This is a genomic window from Burkholderia pyrrocinia (genome assembly GCF_003330765.1).
Lineage (GTDB): Bacteria > Pseudomonadota > Gammaproteobacteria > Burkholderiales > Burkholderiaceae > Burkholderia > Burkholderia pyrrocinia_B.
The window spans coordinates 503208-519664 of the sequence record NZ_CP024902.1; the positions used below are offsets into that span (position 1 = coordinate 503208).

Annotated in this window: 17 protein-coding genes; 7 read left to right on the top strand and 10 right to left on the bottom strand. The window is 67.2% G+C overall.

From position 1 onward, the window contains the following. The first annotated feature begins 132 nt into the window (after positions 1-132). The 3 genes from CUJ89_RS02350 (at position 133) to CUJ89_RS02360 (ending at position 2876) form a co-directional block, all read left to right on the top strand. Positions 133-627, top strand: a complete 495-nt coding sequence (locus CUJ89_RS02350; RefSeq protein ID WP_114175911.1) for an LEA type 2 family protein — start codon at positions 133-135, stop codon at positions 625-627. Between the two features lie 129 nt (positions 628-756). Continuing rightward, positions 757-1896 carry a methyltransferase gene (locus CUJ89_RS02355; protein ID WP_114175913.1) on the top strand — a complete coding sequence of 380 codons (1140 nt, stop codon included), beginning with the start codon at positions 757-759 and terminating at the stop codon, positions 1894-1896. Positions 1897-1985: 89 nt separating this feature from the next. After that, positions 1986-2876, top strand: a complete 891-nt coding sequence (locus tag CUJ89_RS02360) for a class I SAM-dependent methyltransferase (RefSeq protein WP_114178461.1) — start codon at positions 1986-1988, stop codon at positions 2874-2876. A gap of 61 nt (positions 2877-2937) precedes the next feature. Here the strand turns inward: CUJ89_RS02360 and CUJ89_RS02365 are convergent, their stop codons facing one another. Continuing rightward, positions 2938-3510, bottom strand: coding sequence for a DUF1415 domain-containing protein (locus CUJ89_RS02365; protein WP_114175915.1), 573 nt, complete (start codon positions 3508-3510; stop codon positions 2938-2940). 76 nt (positions 3511-3586) lie between these two features. Then, positions 3587-4207 carry a TetR/AcrR family transcriptional regulator gene (locus tag CUJ89_RS02370; RefSeq protein ID WP_114175917.1) on the bottom strand — a complete coding sequence of 207 codons (621 nt, stop codon included), beginning with the start codon at positions 4205-4207 and terminating at the stop codon, positions 3587-3589. 220 nt (positions 4208-4427) lie between these two features. Here CUJ89_RS02370 and CUJ89_RS02380 point away from each other — a divergent pair, with 220 nt between their 5' ends. The 3 genes from CUJ89_RS02380 (at position 4428) to CUJ89_RS02390 (ending at position 7910) form a co-directional block, all read left to right on the top strand. Beyond that, positions 4428-5711: an MFS transporter gene (locus tag CUJ89_RS02380; protein WP_114175919.1), complete on the top strand. Its 1284-nt coding sequence runs from the start codon at positions 4428-4430 to the stop codon at positions 5709-5711. 156 nt (positions 5712-5867) lie between these two features. After that, a complete protein-coding gene (locus tag CUJ89_RS02385; RefSeq protein WP_114175920.1) occupies positions 5868-6473 on the top strand; it encodes a nitroreductase family protein in 606 nt (201 codons plus the stop codon). 186 nt (positions 6474-6659) lie between these two features. After that, positions 6660-7910, top strand: a complete 1251-nt coding sequence (locus CUJ89_RS02390) for an Hsp70 family protein (protein ID WP_114175922.1) — start codon at positions 6660-6662, stop codon at positions 7908-7910. 96 nt (positions 7911-8006) lie between these two features. On the opposite strand, the gene CUJ89_RS02395 is transcribed toward CUJ89_RS02390, so the two are convergent. Beyond that, the gene (locus tag CUJ89_RS02395) at positions 8007-8210 is read right to left on the bottom strand and encodes a cold-shock protein (RefSeq protein WP_114175924.1); all 204 of its coding nucleotides are present in this window, start codon (positions 8208-8210) and stop codon (positions 8007-8009) included. Positions 8211-8629: 419 nt separating this feature from the next. Between CUJ89_RS02395 and CUJ89_RS02405 the strand changes: the two genes are divergently transcribed. After that, complete coding sequence (locus CUJ89_RS02405) at positions 8630-10228, top strand: APC family permease (RefSeq protein ID WP_114175928.1); 1599 nt, start codon at positions 8630-8632, stop codon at positions 10226-10228. Positions 10229-10337: 109 nt separating this feature from the next. Here the strand turns inward: CUJ89_RS02405 and CUJ89_RS02410 are convergent, their stop codons facing one another. The 7 genes from CUJ89_RS02410 to CUJ89_RS02440 all read right to left on the bottom strand — a co-directional run bounded on the left by CUJ89_RS02410 (position 10338) and on the right by CUJ89_RS02440 (position 16451). Next, the gene (locus CUJ89_RS02410) at positions 10338-11129 is read right to left on the bottom strand and encodes a DODA-type extradiol aromatic ring-opening family dioxygenase (protein ID WP_114175930.1); all 792 of its coding nucleotides are present in this window, start codon (positions 11127-11129) and stop codon (positions 10338-10340) included. A 210-nt stretch (positions 11130-11339) separates the two neighbouring features. Further along, entirely contained in the window at positions 11340-11936 is a 597-nt protein-coding gene (locus tag CUJ89_RS02415; RefSeq protein WP_114175933.1) for a UbiX family flavin prenyltransferase, read from the bottom strand. A gap of 35 nt (positions 11937-11971) precedes the next feature. Continuing rightward, a complete protein-coding gene (grxD, locus tag CUJ89_RS02420) occupies positions 11972-12283 on the bottom strand; it encodes a Grx4 family monothiol glutaredoxin (protein WP_006753626.1) in 312 nt (103 codons plus the stop codon). Positions 12284-12350: 67 nt separating this feature from the next. Then, positions 12351-13193, bottom strand: coding sequence for a peptide chain release factor N(5)-glutamine methyltransferase (prmC, locus tag CUJ89_RS02425; RefSeq protein ID WP_114175935.1), 843 nt, complete (start codon positions 13191-13193; stop codon positions 12351-12353). Between the two features lie 7 nt (positions 13194-13200). Beyond that, the gene (gene prfA / locus CUJ89_RS02430) at positions 13201-14283 is read right to left on the bottom strand and encodes a peptide chain release factor 1 (RefSeq protein WP_114175937.1); all 1083 of its coding nucleotides are present in this window, start codon (positions 14281-14283) and stop codon (positions 13201-13203) included. Between the two features lie 81 nt (positions 14284-14364). Next, a complete protein-coding gene (hemA, locus tag CUJ89_RS02435) occupies positions 14365-15663 on the bottom strand; it encodes a glutamyl-tRNA reductase (protein ID WP_114175939.1) in 1299 nt (432 codons plus the stop codon). Between the two features lie 26 nt (positions 15664-15689). Then, positions 15690-16451 (bottom strand): response regulator transcription factor, encoded by a 762-nt coding sequence (locus CUJ89_RS02440; RefSeq protein WP_114175941.1) that lies wholly within the window; start codon positions 16449-16451, stop codon positions 15690-15692. Positions 16452-16457 lie beyond the last annotated feature (6 nt).

Below are 16457 nucleotides of genomic sequence, written 5' to 3' on the forward strand. Positions count from 1 at the left end.
CTGATGATTTCGTAGTTTTAATCTATTAACGATCTTGCGCGGATGAGAAAACTACGAAGCCGGGCGTGCCGGGGCGTACTCGGTACAATGCATCGACGACCCGATCACCGATTGCCGCGAGGAGGCCTTCCCATGCCACGAGCCCTGTTCCGTATCGCGCCGCTGCGCGCCGTACTGCTGCTGTTCGCAGCCGTGCTCCTGCTCGGCGGTTGCGCGGGGCTGACGCGCGACCCCGTGCGCGTGTCGGTCGCCGGGCTCGACCCGCTCGTCGGGCAGGGGCTCGAGATGCGTTTCAGCCTGAAGCTGCGCGTGCAGAACCCGAACGATGCGCCGATCGAATACGACGGCATTTCGGTCGCGCTCGACCTGAACGGCACGCCGTTCGCGAGCGGCGTCAGCGATCGCTCGGGCACCGTGCCGCGTTTCGGCGAGGCCGTGCTCGACGTGCCGGTTTCCGTGTCGGCATTCGCCGCCGCGCGGCAGGCGTGGAACCTGCCCGGCGCGGCCGCGAACGGCGAGCTGCCGTATGCGTTGCGCGGCCGGCTCGCGGGCGGCGTGCTCGGCACCGTGCATTTCAACGACGCGGGCACGCTGCGCATGCCCGCGATGCCGGGTTGGGGCGGCTGAGCAGCGTGCCCGTGGCGGCGCCCGGCGCTTGCCGGTGCCCGCGCTTTGCCGCGCAGGCAAAGCGCGGTATGGTGTGAGCCGCGCGGCGCGATGCCGCCGCCCGTTGAAGCCAACCGTAACCGAGTTCGCGTGACCGATTCCCCTGTTTTCCACTGGACCGACGCCGATGGCGCCGATCATGCCGTGCGCTGGCGCTCCGAAGCCGGTGTGCAACCGCCGAAGCGCGCGGTGCCCGCCGACGACCGCCTCACTGCCGACGCGGCCTACCGCCTTGCCTGCGAGGGCACCGCGCTCGTCTGGCAGGGCGACTTCCAGAATGCGCGCCAGCTCGTGCAAGCGATGGCGCGGCGTGTCGAGCACAAGCCGAAGAAGGCGAAAGCCGCGGCCGCGGCCGGCATCGACGCGTTCAACCTGCATCGTCTCGCCCAGTCGCAGCGCGCCCGCACGCTCGGGATGCTGCTGATCCCGCTCGACGCCGACTACGCGATCCCGCTGCGCCGCGCGCCCGACGTGCGCGCCGCGTGCGAGGAGGCGTACGGGCCCGGCGGCGCGCCGTCGGTCGTGTCGCTGCGCGAACTGCTCGGCCTCGTCGGCGCGCATGAATGGCGCAAGAAGGGCGTGCCGATCCCGGCGCTCGGCGGCGCGCCGATCCATCCTTACTACGGCGTGTTCTCGCCCGTGCGCGGCGAATACGTCGAACTCGTCGCGCGCGCGCGGCTGCCCGCGACGTCGCTCGCGTTCGACATCGGCACGGGCACCGGCGTGCTGGCGGCTGTGCTCGCGTCGCGCGGCGTCGAGCGCGTCGTCGCGACCGACCAGGATGCGCGTGCGCTGGCCTGCGCTCGCGAGAACGTCGCGCGGCTCGGTCATGCGAGCCGGGTCGACGTCGTCGAAGCCGACTTGTTTCCGGTCGGCCGTGCGCCGCTCGTGGTCTGCAACCCGCCGTGGGTGCCGGCCCGGCCGAGCGCGCCGATCGAATACGCGATCTACGACCCTGACAGCCGCATGCTGCGCGGTTTCCTCGCGGGGCTCGCCGCGCATCTGGAGCCGGGCGGCGAGGGCTGGCTGATCCTGTCCGATTTCGCCGAGCATCTCGGCCTGCGGTCGCGCGACACGCTGCTGCAATGGATCGACGAAGCGGGCCTCGTCGTGCTCGGCCGCGACGACATCCGCCCCGCGCACCCGAAGTCGGCCGACGCCGACGATCCGTTGCACGCGGCGCGCCGCGCGGAGGTCACGTCGCTCTGGCGGCTCGGCGCCCGAGCCTGACCGCGCATTTTCGGTAAACTGTCGCCATTCCTCACGAATTCCCGCCGCCGGGCCGTGGTCGACCGACCGTGGCCGGGCGCCGCTTCACGATGTCCAATAAAACCCACGAAATCCGCCCGGAGCAGTCCGTCGAACTGCTGAAGGAACTGCACATCCTCACCCGCGACGGGAAGCTGAACCAGGACAGCCGCCGCAAGCTGAAGCAGGTCTATCACCTGTTCCAGTTCATCGAGCCGCTGCTCGCCGGCGTGCAGGCCGACAAGGGCAGCGTGACGCTCGCCGATCACGGTGCCGGCAAGTCGTATCTCGGTTTCATCCTGTACGACCTGTTCTTCAAGCAGCAGCCGGGGCACGGCACGCCGGCATTCGCGTCGCACGTGTACGGGATCGAGACGCGCGAGGAGCTCGTCACGCGCTCGGCCGAACTTGCCGCGCGGCTCGGGTTCGGCGGCATGTCGTTCCTGAACCTGTCGGTCGCCGATTCGATCACGTCGCCGAAGCTGCCCGAAACGGTCGACGTCGTCACCGCGCTGCACGCGTGCGACACGGCGACCGACGACGCGATCCGCTTCGCGCTCGCGAAGCGCGCGCAGCACATCGTGCTGGTGCCGTGCTGCCAGGCGGAAGTCGCGGGTGTGCTGCGCAGGAACAAGGGCAAGTCGCTCGCGAACGCGCTGACCGAGGTATGGCGGCATCCGCTGCATACGCGCGAATTCGGCAGCCAGATCACCAACGTGCTGCGCTGCCTGCAGCTCGAAGCGCACGGCTACCAGGTCAGCGTGACCGAGCTGGTCGGCTGGGAGCATTCGATGAAAAACGAGCTGATCATCGCGCAGTACAAGAACCTGCCGCGCCGGCGGTCCGGCGAGCGGCTGAACGAGATCCTCGGCATGTTCGGGCTCGCCGAACTGAACGAACGCTTCTTCGTGGCGGAGGCCGCGGCGGCGGGCGGCGACGCCGTCGAGCCGGCCGAAGGCTGACGCGCGGGCGGGCGGACGGGCGGACGGGCGGACGGGCGGCCGGCGCGCGCCGCGCGGCGGGTCAGACGTCGTCGCCCGGCCGGCGCATCCATTCGCGCCAGCCGTCATGGCCGAGGCGGCGCAGCGTTTCCTGATTCCTTTCGTAGATCGCGGACGCGTCCGGGAACGCGTCGACCGCGCGCGCGATGCTGTCCTCGCGCAGCAGGTGCAGGATCGGGTACGGCGCGCGGTTCGTGTAGTTCTCGATGTCGTCGGGTTCGCTGCCTTCGAATCGGTACTGCGGATGGAAGCTCGCAATCTGCAGCACGCCGTCGAGCCGCAACTGCCGCACGAGCCGGTCGGCAAAGAACAGCGCATCGTTGTAGTCGACGAAATCGGCGAACGCATGCGGGAAGATCACGAGCGTCGTGTCGACCTGCTGCGGGTCTGCTGCGTCGAGCGCGCACAGCTCGGTTTCGAGTTCGGCGAGCGCGTCTTCCAGCGTCGTCGCTTCGCTGATCGCGTAGCGCACCTGTTCCTTCACATAGACGCTTTTCGCGAACGGGCACAGATTGAGCCCGATCACCGCGCGCGCGAGCCAGTGCCGCGTGGCGGCGAGGATGTCGTCGTGCGATTCGGGGCGGGTGTCGGTCATCGTGAAACCAGTCGGGCGGTGGAGCGGCGAGGGCCGCATTGTAGCGGGCACGCCGGATTGGGACGTGCGCGCCCCGTCATGCGCACGCGGCTTCGATCAACTGCGTGACGAGCGCGGGCGCGGTGCCGATCGGCGTTTCGCCGTGCCGATAGGTCTGGCTCGCCGCGTAGATGCCTTCGATCACCAGCGCGAGCGCATCGGCGAGCGCCTGCGGCTGCCGCGCGCCGGCGCCTTCGCACAGCGCGACGAGCCGCTTCATCAACTGTTCCTTGTTCTGCGCGACGCGTTCGCGCGCCGGGTGCGACGCATCCGGGAATTCGGCGGCGACGTTGACGAACGGGCAGCCGCGATAGTCCTTCTGCGTCGCGCGCTCGGCAAGATCGACGAAATACTGGATCAGTTGCGCCTTCGGCTGGCCCGGATGCTTGGCGGCGCTCGCGTCGAGACGCTCGAAGAAGCACGCATCCATCCGCTCCAGATATGCGAGGATCAGCTCGTCCTTCGACGAGAACTGGCGATACAGGCTCATCTTGTTGACACCCGCGCGCTCCACGACCGCTTCGACGCCGACCGAGCGAACGCCTTCCTTGTAAAACAGCTCCTCGGCGGCGCGCAGCAGGTGCTCCTGCGCGGTGGCGCCGTCGATCGGCCGGCGCGTGCGGCGCGCAAGCGGTTTGGCGATCTCGATGCCCGACATGATGACCCTCGACTGCGTGGTGAATTGCTTGACATGTTACCGACTGGTAACTACGATCGCAACACACTTGTGACCGGTCGGTAACAATGCCGATCGGATCGACAGACAAATGCCAAGCGTCGGCCCGGGTCAGCCGATGCGGTGTGCGGCGGAGGTGGCCTGGCTGGGTGGGGCGGGGCAGGTGCGATGGCGCCGGAGCCGTCAACTGGAGAACGCGAAGATGAACTGGGCGGTGACACGAATTGGCGGGCGCTTCCACTACGGATGGCTCGCGGCGGCGGTGGTATTCCTGATCCTGCTGGCGGCAGCCGGCACGCGCGCGACGCCGAGCGTGCTGATGGTGCCGCTCGAACGCGAGCTCGGCTGGAGCCGCGCGGCGATTTCGCTGGCGATCTCGGTGAACATCGCGCTGTACGGACTGACGGGACCGTTCGCGGCCGCCGCGATGCAGCGCTTCGGGCTGCGCCCGACGATTCTCACCGCGCTCGTGACGATGGGCGCGGGCGTCGCGCTGTCGTCGATGATGACGCAGAGCTGGCAGATGGTAGTGATCTGGGGCCTGATGGTCGGCTGCTCGACGGGCGTCGTTGCGCTGACGCTGTCCGCGACCTTCGTCACGCGCTGGTTCCATGCGCGGCGCGGCTTCGTGATGGGCCTCCTGACCGCGAGCACGGCCACCGGCCAGCTGGTGTTCCTGCCGATGCTCGCGGCGATCGCGCAGCGCCATGGCTGGCGGCCGGTCGTGCTGGTCGTCGCGGTGGCGGCCGCAATCGTGATTCCGCTCGTGGCGTTCCTGCTGCCCGAGCGGCCGGCCGACGTGCAGCTGCGCCCGTACGGCGAGCCGGCCGATGCGCCGCCCGCGTCCGACGCGACGAAGGAGAACCCGCTCGCGGTTGCGTTCCGCACGCTGCTGATGGCCAGCCGCTCGCGCGATTTCTGGCTGCTGTTCTTCAGTTTCTTCATCTGCGGCGCGAGCACCAACGGCTATGTCGGCACGCACCTGATCGCGATGTGCAGCGACTACGGGATGAGCGAAGTGCAGGGCGCGTCGCTGCTCGCGGCGATGGGCGTGTTCGACCTGTTCGGCACGACGCTGTCGGGCTGGCTGTCCGACCGTTACGACAACCGCGTGCTGCTGTTCTGGTACTACGGGCTGCGCGGGCTGTCGCTGATCTACCTGCCGCACGCGTTCGGGATCGATTTCTTCGGGCTGCCGCTGTTCGCGATGTTCTACGGGCTCGACTGGATCGCGACCGTGCCGCCGACCGTGCGGCTGGCGACCGACGTGTTCGGCAAGGCCGCAGCGCCGGTCGTGTTCGGCTGGATCGTCGCCGGCCACCAGCTCGGCGCGGCGTTCGCGGCGCTCGGCGCGGGGCTGCTGCGCGCGAGCCTCGGCACCTACACGATCGCGTCGATGATCTCGGGCGGGCTGTGCATCGTCGGCGCGCTGATCGTGCTGCGGATCAACCGCGGCCCGTCGCGCGCGGCCGCGCAGGCGGCCTGACGGGGGCGGTCCGGCCGGCCGAATGGGGTACGGCCGGCCTATGCGGGCACGGTGATTTGCATTGCGCGGGAGGATCGGGCGCGCAACCGCTCAAGCGGGTATGCTTGCGGTTCGCCGGGCGTTCGCGCCCCTTCATCGATGTCAGCGAGGAATCGCATGTCCGTCAAACCTGCTCCCACCACTGTTTCGATTCACGATCTGATCGCGGGCCGCTGGAGCCCGCGCGCGTATTCGGATGAGCCCGTCAGCGCCGGCGATCTGCATGCGGTGCTCGAAGCCGCGCGCTGGGCGCCGTCCGCGTACAACGCGCAGCCGTGGCGCTTCATCGTGTTCGATCGCGCGCAGGACGAAGACGCATTCAAGCGCGCGTTCGCGACGCTGGTGCCGTTCAACCAGGGCTGGAATGCGCCGGCGCCCGTGCTGATCGCGGTGACCGCGCAGACGCTCACGCCGAAGGGCGAGCCGGCGCCGACCGCGCTGTACGACGCGGGCGCTGCTGCGATGTCGCTGGTGCTGCAGGCGCACGCGCTGGGCCTCGCCGCGCACCAGATGAGCGGTTTCGACGCGAAGGCGTTCCGCGGTGCGTTCGGGATTCCGGCCGACGTCGCGATTCCGTCGATCATCTCGATCGGCCACTACGGCAACGTCGACAAGCTCGATCCCGTGCTGCGCGATCGCGAGAAGGCGCCGCGCACGCGCCATGCGATCGGCGAGGTCGTGTATGCGAGCGCGTGGAAGAAGAGCTTCGACGCGGCAGCCTGACCCGCCAAGCGGGCGGGCTGCGTCGTGCCCCGTCCGCGCGTGTTCCCGGCGCGCCAGGCCGCGCGCCGTCGCCACTGAAGCCCGTTCCGCGGCACCGGTGGCAGGCCCCGGTTGTGATCCCGCGGGCTTCATGTTAAAAAGCCCGTCCTTTCCGTTTTCGCGCCGGCCCTGCTGCGGCAATCTCCCATGACTTACTGCGCGATCGATTTCGGCACGTCCAATTCCGCCGTGGCGCTGCCCGACGGCGACGGCATGCGCCTCGCGCCCGTCGAGGGCGACCACCTGACGCTGCCCACCGCGATCTTCTTCAACAACGACGAAGAGACGGTCGAATACGGCCGTGCGGCGCTGGCATCCTATATCGACGGTTTCGACGGCCGGCTGATGCGCTCGATGAAGAGCATCCTCGGCTCGCCGCTCGCGGAAACGACGACCGATCTCGGCGACGGCAGCGCGATCGCGTACACCGAAATCATCGCGCGCTTCCTGACGCACCTGAAGCGCAAGGCCGAAGCCCGCGCGGGCGCGCCGATCGGCCGCGCGGTGCTTGGCCGGCCCGTGTTCTTCGTCGACGACGATCCGCGCGCCGACCGTCTCGCGCAGGATCAGCTCGAGGCGGCCGCGCGGTCGATCGGCTTCGCGGATGTTCACTTCCAGTACGAACCGATCGCAGCCGCGTTCGACTACGAATCGCGCCAGCAGGCCGAGCGCCTCGTGCTCGTGGCCGACATCGGCGGCGGCACCTCCGACTTCTCGCTGGTGCGCGTCGGGCCCGAGCGGATGGCGCGGCTCGAACGCAAGGACGACGTGCTGGCCCACCACGGCGTGCACGTCGCGGGCACCGACTACGACCGGCGTGTCGAACTGGCGGCGATCCTGCCCGCGTTCGGCTACCGGTCGCTCGACCCCGAAGGGCGCGAACTGCCGAACAAGATCTACTTCGATCTCGCGACCTGGCACCTGATCAACACGGTCTACACGCCGAAACGGCTCGGCGAGCTGAAGCTGATGAGGCACCTGTACCAGGATGCGCAGCAGTACGACCGGCTCACGATCGTGGTCGAGCAGCGGCTCGGGCATGCGCTGATGGCGCGCGCGGAAGAAGCGAAGATCGGCGTCGCGGCGGGCGGGGAGACGATGATCGACCTGAACGACGTGGAAGAAGACCTGCTGATCGCGTTCGATGCCGATCGCCTTGTCGATGCGAGTCGCGACGACACCGCGCGCATCGTCGACGCCGCGCGCGAGACGGTGCGGCTCGCGGGCATCGCGCCGCGCGATGTCGGCGCACTGTATTTCACCGGCGGCTCGACGGGGCTCGCGTTCCTGTCGGGCGCGCTCGCGGGCGCTTTCCCGGATGCGCAACCGGTATTCGGCGACCGCCTCGCGAGTGTCGCGACGGGTCTCGGCATTCACGCGCAGCGGTTGTTTGGCTGAATGGCGGGCGGCGGCATTGCCGCCGTGCCGGATTGGCGCAGAAAACAAAAAGCCCCGCCGAAGCGGGGCTTTTTTACATCAAATCTCGCGCAGAACTTACAGCGGCTTGATGTTCGATGCTTGCAGACCCTTCGGGCCCGTCTTCACATCGAATTCAACCTTCTGGTTTTCTTGCAGCGTCTTGAAGCCTTCCGAGCGGATTTCCGAGAAATGCGCGAACAGATCGTCGCCGCCGCCTTCCGGGGTGATGAAGCCGAAGCCCTTTGCGTCATTGAACCACTTGACGGTACCGGTTGCCATGTTACTTGTTCCTAAAAAAATAAAACGGGGCCGAGGCCCATGGGTGCGGAAAATCAAGGAAGGGGTAATAGGACCAACCGGAGTACCGTTGATGGGCGAACTACGAAAGAACCAATTCACTCGCCGCTTGAAATCCTGCGAAGTCCTTTATACGGCTAATCAGTCGTGTGGTCAACCGTATTTCCATGCTCTCAGGGTTATTGCGTAGATCAGGTTTACAAAGCTTGCAAGCGACGCGAATTTTTTGTAGGGGCCGAACGATTTTGGCGCCACGTTCCAGGTGCAACCGTTAAACTACGCGCCGCGTGGAAGGGTTGCCCCGATCGGGTGACTGATCCCCCCAAGAATGCGTGCGCGGTGCTGTCCGAGCCGATCCCGGACCGCAGGCCGACCATGCTTTTTGAGACACAGGAGAGGATGTGAAGAGTTCTATTCAACGGAACATCGGCCCGTTTGCACTGATGCTGACGGGGCTGGGTTCGATTATCGGCTCGGGCTGGCTGTTCGGTGCCTGGAAGGCCGCGAAGATCGCTGGTCCGGCGGCGATCTGTGCATGGATCATCGGCGCGGTCGTGATTCTCGCGATTGCACTGACGTACGCCGAACTGGGCGCGATGTTCCCCGAGTCGGGCGGCATGGTGCGTTACGCGCGCTACTCGCACGGTTCGCTGGTGGGCTTCATCAGCGCCTGGGCGAACTGGATCGCGATCGTATCCGTGATCCCGATCGAGGCCGAAGCGTCGATCCAGTACATGAGCACGTGGCCGTATCCATGGGCGCACAGCCTGTTCGTGAACGGCGAGTTGACGGTGCCGGGCCTGTTGCTGTCGGCCGTGCTGGTCGTCATCTATTTCATGTTGAACTACTGGGGCGTGAAAGCCTTCGCGCGTGCGAACACCGCGATCACGATCTTCAAGTTCCTGATCCCCGGCGCGACGATCCTCGGCCTGATGCTGACAAGCTTCCATTCGGAGAACCTCGGCACCGCGTCCAATGCGACCTTCGCGCCGTACGGCTGGTCGGCCGTGCTGACCGCGGTCGCGACGAGCGGCATCGTGTTCGCGTTCAACGGCTTCCAGAGTCCCGTGAACCTCGCGGGCGAAGCGCGCAATCCGTCGCGCAGCGTTCCGTTCGCGGTGATCACGTCGATCCTGATCGCGCTCGTGATCTACGTGCTGCTGCAGATGGCCTACATCGGCTCGGTGAATCCGGCCGATGTTGCAAAGGGCTGGTCGCACTTCAACTTCTCGTCGCCGTTCGCGGAACTCGCGATCGCGCTGAACCTGAACTGGCTCGCGATCCTGCTGTACGTCGATGCGTTCATCAGCCCGAGCGGCACCGGCACGACCTACATGGCGACGACCACGCGCATGATCTACGCGATGGAGCGCAACAACACGATGCCGAAGATGTTCGGCAACGTGCACCCGATCTACGGTGTGCCGCGCCAGGCGATGTGGTTCAACCTGCTCGTGTCGTTCATCTTCCTGTTCTTCTTCCGCGGCTGGAGTTCGCTCGCGGCAGTGATCTCGGTTGCGACGGTGATCTCGTACCTGACCGGCCCGATCAGCCTGATGGCGCTGCGCCGCGCGGCGACCGACATCGAGCGTCCGCTGACGATTCCGCTGATGAAGCTGATCGCGCCGTTCGCGTTCGTCTGCGCGTCGCTGATCCTGTACTGGGCCAAGTGGCCGCTGACGGGCGAAATCATCCTGCTGATGATCGTCGCGCTGCCGGTGTACTTCTTCTTCCAGGCGAAGTCGGGCTGGAGCGGCTGGGGTGCCGACCTGAAGGCCGCATGGTGGCTGGTCGCATACCTGCCGACGATGGCCGTGCTGTCGCTGATCGGCAGCAAGGAATTCGGCGGTCACGGCTACCTGCCGTACGGCTGGGACATGCTGATCGTCGCGGCAATCGCGCTGGTGTTCTACTTCTGGGGCGTGAATACCGGCTACCGGACCCAGTATCTCGACGAGCGCGAGTCGCACGACGAGATCCTCGAAGGGGTCGGTGTCTGACGCCTGACCTGTCGCCGGATTCGGCGGCGGCAGGAAGCGGCGAAAAAAGCCCGTCCGAGCAATGCTCGGGCGGGCTTTTTGTTTGGAGTCGACGGTTGTCGCGCGTAGCTCAGGCGGCCGCGCTCGCGAACACGTAGTTCGTCATCGCGAGCACGCGCTGGTAGGTGCCGAGCGACTGGATGCCGAGCCGGTAGTCGTCGTCCGCCGCGCCAAGCGCCGTGAACACCGGCAGCAGATGCTCGTCGGTCGGATGCATCAGCGCCGCGTGCGGTGCCTGCCGGCGGTAGTCGAGCAGCGCGTCGACGTCGCGCGCGGCGAGCTTTGCCTCGAACCAGTCGGTGAATTCCGCGACGCGCGGGTCCGCGTCCTCGGGCGTCGCGCCGAAATCGGCGGCGCGCAGATTGTGCGTGATCTGGCCCGAGCCGATCACCATCACGCCTTCGTCGCGCAGCGGCCGCAGCGCGCGGCCGAGCGCGAAGTGGTGCGCCGCATCCGCGCGCGGCTGGATCGACAACTGTGCGACGGGCACGTCGGCTTCCGGGAACATCAGCAGCATCGGCACCCACGCGCCGTGGTCGAGACCGCGTTCGTTCGTCGCGGTGGCGATGCCGGCCGCGTTCAGCAACGCGGCCGCACGCTCGGCGACGTCGGGCGCGCCCGGCGCCGGATAGCGAATCTCGTACAGCGCGCGCGGAAAGCCGTGGAAGTCGTGGATCGTTTCCGGGTGCGCGGCGACGCTCGCGACCGGCTGTTGCGTGCCCCAGTGCGCGGACAGCATCAGCACCGCGCGCGGGCGCGGCAATTCGGCGCCGAGGTGCGTGAACGCACCGGACGGCAGTGTCGGGTCGATCGGCAGCGTCGGGGCGCCGTGGGACAGGTAGAGCGAAGGCAAGCGGTTCATGGTGGTGGCCTGCAAAAGGGTTTGCCTGTGACTATAGGCGTGCACCGAGCATTGATAAATCCATGTCTCGGAATTTGATTGACGCTTGTTTGTTGATAATCGGCGCGATGTAGCGCGTGCCGGAGCGGGCGGGCGCCTGTATTCGTGAAATCGAATGAATTGCCGGGGAATCGGCGAAGATGCGCGAAGAACGGCGCTGCGACAGGCGGCTTACTGCGCGTGCCGGATGCCGCCCCACGGCGTCGTCAGCGGTGCGCTGAGCGCGAACAGGTCGAGCACGCGCGTGACGGTCTGGTCGACGAGTTCCTCGATCGTCTTCGGCATCGCGTAGAACGCGGGCAACGGCGGAAAGACGATGCCGCCCATTTCGGTCACGGCGGTCATGTTGCGCAGATGCGCGAGGTTGAACGGCGTTTCGCGCACCATCAGCACGAGACGGCGGCGTTCCTTCAGCGTGACGTCGGCCGCGCGCGTGATCAGGTTGTCGGACAGCCCGTGCGCGACGCTTGCGAGCGTCTTCATCGAACACGGCGCGATCACCATGCCGTCGGTCGCGAACGACCCCGACGCGATCGTTGCGCCGACGTCGCGCACCGAATGCACGACGTCCGCACGGCTTTCGACATCGGCCTTCGGCAGTTTCAGTTCATGCTGGATGTTGAGCCAGCCGGCGTTCGAAATCAGCAGGTGCGTTTCGACGCCGCCGGCGGCGCGCAGTAGATCGAGCAGCCGTACGCCGTAGATCGCGCCGGTGGCGCCGGTGATCGCGACGATCAGCCGGCGCGGCGGCGCGCTGGGAGATGCCATCGAAAGGGCAACGGGTGGGGCGTGGGTCGGGCGCGTTAAGCGGCGGCGAACAGTTGCTGCAGTTCGCCCGACTGGTACATCTCCATCATGATGTCCGAGCCGCCGACGAATTCGCCCTTCACGTAGAGCTGCGGGATGGTCGGCCAGTTCGAGAATTCCTTGATGCCCTGGCGGATTTCGTCGTCTTCCAGCACGTTGACCGTCTTGAACTGGTCGACGCCGCAGGCCTTCAGCACCTGCACGGCACGGCCCGAGAAGCCGCACATCGGGAATTGCGCGTTGCCCTTCATGAAGAGCACGACCTGGTTTTCGTCGACGATTTGCTTGATACGTTGTTGGGTGTCCATGACTGACCTTGCTTTAGCGGGGCGTTAGATCGAAATGATAGCGGATTTCAACCGGGCGGGCCGGACATCAGCCCGGCAGGCGTCCGCCTGTGGTGCGTTCGATCGCGGCCAGATCGGCGAGCGATTCGACCGCGACGAAACCGTGCGCCACGAGCACCGCGCGTACGGCTTCGGCCTGGTCGTAGCCGTGCTCGATCCAGAGCGTGCCGCCCGGTTTCAGATACGTGCCGGCGCCCGCGACGATCGCGCGGATCGCGCTGAGGCCGTCGGCATCGTCGGTGAGCGCGCCGCGCGGCTCGAAACGCAGATCGCCCTGCGCGAGGTGCGGATCGTGCTGCGCGATGTACGGCGGGTTGCTGACGATCGTGTCGAATGCGAGCGCCGGATCGAGCGCCGTGTACCAGTCGCTCTGCAGCCAGTGCAGCGGGCCGCCGGGGCGGTGCGCGTCGAGCAGCTTGTCCGCATTGCGTTGCGCGACCGCGAGCGCGGCCGGCGAACGGTCCAGCGCCCACACGCGCGCATCGGGACGCTCGGCGGCGATCGACACGGCGATCGCGCCGCTGCCGGTGCCGAGATCGAGCACGGCCGGATGCGGCAGCCCGTCGATTGCATCGAGCGCGGCTTCGACGAGCAGTTCGGTTTCGGGGCGCGGGATCAGCACGTCGGGCGTCACGTCGAACGGCCGGCCGAAGAATTCACGCATCCCGACGAGCTGCGCGACGGGCTCGCCGGCCACGCGGCGCGCTTCGAGCGTGCGGTAGCGTTCGACTGCGGCAGCGTCGAGCGGCGCATCGCCGCGCGTGATCAGTTGCGTGCGGGTCCAGCCGAGCGCGTGCGCGAGCAGCACGCGCGCATCGACCGCGTCGAGCGGCGACGCGCGCAGCAGTTCGTCGGCGGTGGTGTCGGGCATCGCGGCCTCAGTCGGCGTCGCCGAGCGACGCGAGCAGTTCGGCCTGATGCTCGCTGACGAGCACGCGGATCAGTTCGTCGAGATCGCCGTCCATGAGCGCCTCGAGCCGGTACAGCGTCAGGTTGATCCGGTGATCGGTCATCCGGCCCTGCGGGAAGTTGTACGTGCGGATCCGCTCGGAGCGGTCGCCGGAGCCGATCAGGCTCTTGCGCGTCGCGGCTTCCTTCGCGTGCTGCTCGTGATACTGCTTGTCCTTGATGCGCGCGGCGAGCACCTTCAGCGCGCGATCCTTGTTCTTGTGCTGCGAACGGTCGTCCTGGCATTCGACGACGATCCCGGTCGGGATGTGCGTGACGCGTACCGCCGAATCGGTCTTGTTGATGTGCTGGCCGCCCGCGCCGGACGCGCGGAACGTATCGATTCGCAGGTCGGCCGGATTGATTTCGACCTCGCCGATCTCGTCGGCTTCCGGCATGACCGCGACCGTGCACGCGGACGTATGAATGCGCCCCTGTGTCTCGGTCGCCGGCACGCGCTGCACGCGATGGCCGCCCGATTCGAACTTCAGGCGCGAATACGCACCCTGGCCCGCGATCCGCACGATCACTTCCTTGTAGCCGCCGAGATCCGACGCGCTCTCCGACATCATTTCGACCTGCCAGCGCTGGCGTTCCGCGAAGCGCAGGTACATGCGCAGCAGGTCGCCCGCGAACAGCGCCGATTCGTCGCCGCCCGCGCCCGCGCGGATTTCGAGGAAGATGTTGCGGTCGTCGTTCGGATCCTTCGGCAGCAGCATCTTCTGCAGCTCGACTTCGAGGCGGGCCATGCTCTCGCGCGCGCTGCGGATCTCGTCTTCCGCGAAGTCGCGCATCGACAGATCGGCGAGCAGCTCCTGCGCGGCCGTCTCGTCATTGTGCGACTGGCGCCACAGCGCGTACTGCTCGACGACCGGGCCGAGCTCCGCATGTTCGCGCGTCAGCTTGCGGTACTGGTCGAGGTCGGCCGTGACGTTTTCGCGGCTCAGCAGGTCGTTCAGTTCGGCCAGCCGTGTGGACAGCTGGTCGAGCTTGCGTTGCATGCTCGTCTTCATGGTGTGGAGCGGCGCTCCCGGGCAAGGGTATTCGGAAAGGATAGGCCGGCTCGCGGCCGGCGGCAGGGCGACCGGCCGGCGCTAGTGGCCGGATTGGTCGTTCGAGCGCGGCGCGTGCTGGTAGAAGCCACGCATCAGGTCGATCAGCGAATCGCGATCGGCGCCGTTCACGCGGTTGAGCGCGCTCGTCGGGCCGTGGATCAGCTTGTTGGTCAGCGCCTGCGACAGCGCTTCGAGTACGGCGGCCGGATCGTCGCCGCGCGCGAGCAGCTTCTGCGCCTTGTCGACTTCGGCCCGGCGCAGGGCGTCGGCCTGCGTATGCATGTGACGGATCACGGGCACGACGCTGCGCGTGTCGAGCCATTGCATGAAATTCTGCACGCGCGTCTCGATGATCGCTTCGGCTTGCGCGACCGCGGCCTGGCGCGATGCGTTGCCTTCGCGCACGATCGCGCCGAGATCGTCGACGGTGTAGAGGAACACGTCCTTCAGCTTGCCGACTTCGGGCTCGATATCGCGCGGCACCGCGAGGTCGACCATGAAGATCGGCCGGTGGCGGCGCGCCTTCACCGCGCGCTCGACCGCGCCGAGGCCGATGATCGGCAGCGTCGACGCCGTGCACGACACGATGATGTCGAATTCCTGCATGCGGGCCGGAAGATCCGCGAGCGGCATCGCGCGGCCGTTGAAGCGTTCGGCGAGCCGCTGGCCGCGTTCGGCCGTGCGATTCGCGACGACGAGCTCGCGCGGGCCTTGCGCGGCGAAGTGCGTCGCACACAGCTCGATCATCTCGCCGGCGCCGATGAACAGCACGCGCTGATCCGACACCCTTTCGAAGATCCGCTGCGCGAGGCGAACCGCGGCGGCGGCCATCGACACCGACTGCGTGCCGATTTCGGTCGTGCCGCGCACTTCCTTCGCCACCGCAAACGTGCGCTGGAACAGCTGGTTCAGATAGGTCCCGAGCGCGCCGGCTTCCGTCGCGGTGCGTACGGCGTCCTTCATCTGGCCCAGAATCTGCGTTTCACCGAGCACCATCGAATCGAGGCCCGATGCGACGCGGAACGCGTGCCGGACCGCTTCCGACTGCGGCAGCGCATAAACGTGCGGTGCGAGCTCGTCGACCGAAATCCGGTGATACTCCGACAGCCAGCGGACCGCGCCTTCGCGTGCCGCGCGATCATCGGTCGCGCAATACAGTTCGGTGCGGTTGCAGGTGGAGAGGATCGCCGCTTCGGGCGTATTGGGCGCCTGGGGGCCCAGAAACACGTTCTTGAACGTGACGAGAGCCGGCTTGATCTGCTCGAGCGGAAACGCCACGCGTTCGCGCAGGGCGACAGGCGCAGTGTGGTGATTGATTCCGATCGTGAGGAGTTGCATATCGCGGGCTATCGTTTAGCCCCATATTATAGCGTTTCAGCGATTTCCTCACTCGCCGCATACCGGGCATCAGCGTGGCGGGGCCGGGAATTAGGGGGCTCGATCGGCACGCGATCGAGCTGATAGCCGTAGCCGTAGAGCGGCAACAGCCGGTAGCCGCGCTCCGGAAGCAACTGCAATTTGCTGCGCAGCCGGGACGCGTGCGTATCGAGCGTGCGCGACTTCATGTCGCGGCGGCGCGCCCACACCGTTTCGAGGATATGGGCGCGCGACACGGGCCGCGACAGGTTCGCGAACAGCAGTTGCGCGAAGCGGAACTCCTTGGGCGTGAGCGAAACGATCGCTTCGCCGAAGCGCACGAGGCCGTGCGTGGCGTCGAATGCATATTCGCCATACATTTCGCGCGAGCGGGTCGGCGGCCGGCGCACGCCCGCGCGCCGGCTCAGCGCGTTGACGCGAGCGAGCAGCTCGGGCCCGCTCACGGGGCGCACGACGCAATCGTCGGCACCCGCGTGCAGGCACGATACGATTTCGCTTTCGCGCGGCAATTGCATCACGGCGATGGCCGGCAGCCCGGGCAGGATCGTCTGCGCGCGCGGAATGACTTCCTCGGCCGGCTGGTCGCCGGCCCAGTTGCCGGTGATCAGCATGTCGCAGGTGTCGGTGGCGAGCCATTCGAAGAACGCCGTGCTGGACGGAAACGCGTGGCACACATGACCGCCCGCGAAGAGCAGGCGGTTCAGGAGTGCGGCATGACGCGCCTCGGGATCGATCAGAGCGATTCGCATGAGAGT

Excerpts from the sequence above, each read along its gene's own strand:
- grxD (WP_006753626.1), bottom strand. The coding sequence starts at position 12,283 with ATGGACACCCAACAACGTATCAAGCAAATCGTCGACGAAAACCAGGTC.
- CUJ89_RS02365 (WP_114175915.1), bottom strand. The coding sequence starts at position 3,510 with ATGACCGACACCCGCCCCGAATCGCACGACGACATCCTCGCCGCCACG.
- CUJ89_RS02390 (WP_114175922.1), top strand. The coding sequence starts at position 6,660 with ATGACTTACTGCGCGATCGATTTCGGCACGTCCAATTCCGCCGTGGCG.
- CUJ89_RS02370 (WP_114175917.1), bottom strand. The coding sequence starts at position 4,207 with ATGTCGGGCATCGAGATCGCCAAACCGCTTGCGCGCCGCACGCGCCGG.
- CUJ89_RS02380 (WP_114175919.1), top strand. The coding sequence starts at position 4,428 with ATGAACTGGGCGGTGACACGAATTGGCGGGCGCTTCCACTACGGATGG.
- CUJ89_RS02360 (WP_114178461.1), top strand. The coding sequence starts at position 1,986 with ATGTCCAATAAAACCCACGAAATCCGCCCGGAGCAGTCCGTCGAACTG.
- CUJ89_RS02395 (WP_114175924.1), bottom strand. The coding sequence starts at position 8,210 with ATGGCAACCGGTACCGTCAAGTGGTTCAATGACGCAAAGGGCTTCGGC.
- CUJ89_RS02350 (WP_114175911.1), top strand. The coding sequence starts at position 133 with ATGCCACGAGCCCTGTTCCGTATCGCGCCGCTGCGCGCCGTACTGCTG.
- CUJ89_RS02385 (WP_114175920.1), top strand. The coding sequence starts at position 5,868 with ATGTCCGTCAAACCTGCTCCCACCACTGTTTCGATTCACGATCTGATC.
- hemA (WP_114175939.1), bottom strand. The coding sequence starts at position 15,663 with ATGCAACTCCTCACGATCGGAATCAATCACCACACTGCGCCTGTCGCC.
- CUJ89_RS02415 (WP_114175933.1), bottom strand. The coding sequence starts at position 11,936 with ATGGCATCTCCCAGCGCGCCGCCGCGCCGGCTGATCGTCGCGATCACC.
- CUJ89_RS02410 (WP_114175930.1), bottom strand. The coding sequence starts at position 11,129 with ATGAACCGCTTGCCTTCGCTCTACCTGTCCCACGGCGCCCCGACGCTG.
- prmC (WP_114175935.1), bottom strand. The coding sequence starts at position 13,193 with ATGCCCGACACCACCGCCGACGAACTGCTGCGCGCGTCGCCGCTCGAC.
- CUJ89_RS02440 (WP_114175941.1), bottom strand. The coding sequence starts at position 16,451 with ATGCGAATCGCTCTGATCGATCCCGAGGCGCGTCATGCCGCACTCCTG.
- prfA (WP_114175937.1), bottom strand. The coding sequence starts at position 14,283 with ATGAAGACGAGCATGCAACGCAAGCTCGACCAGCTGTCCACACGGCTG.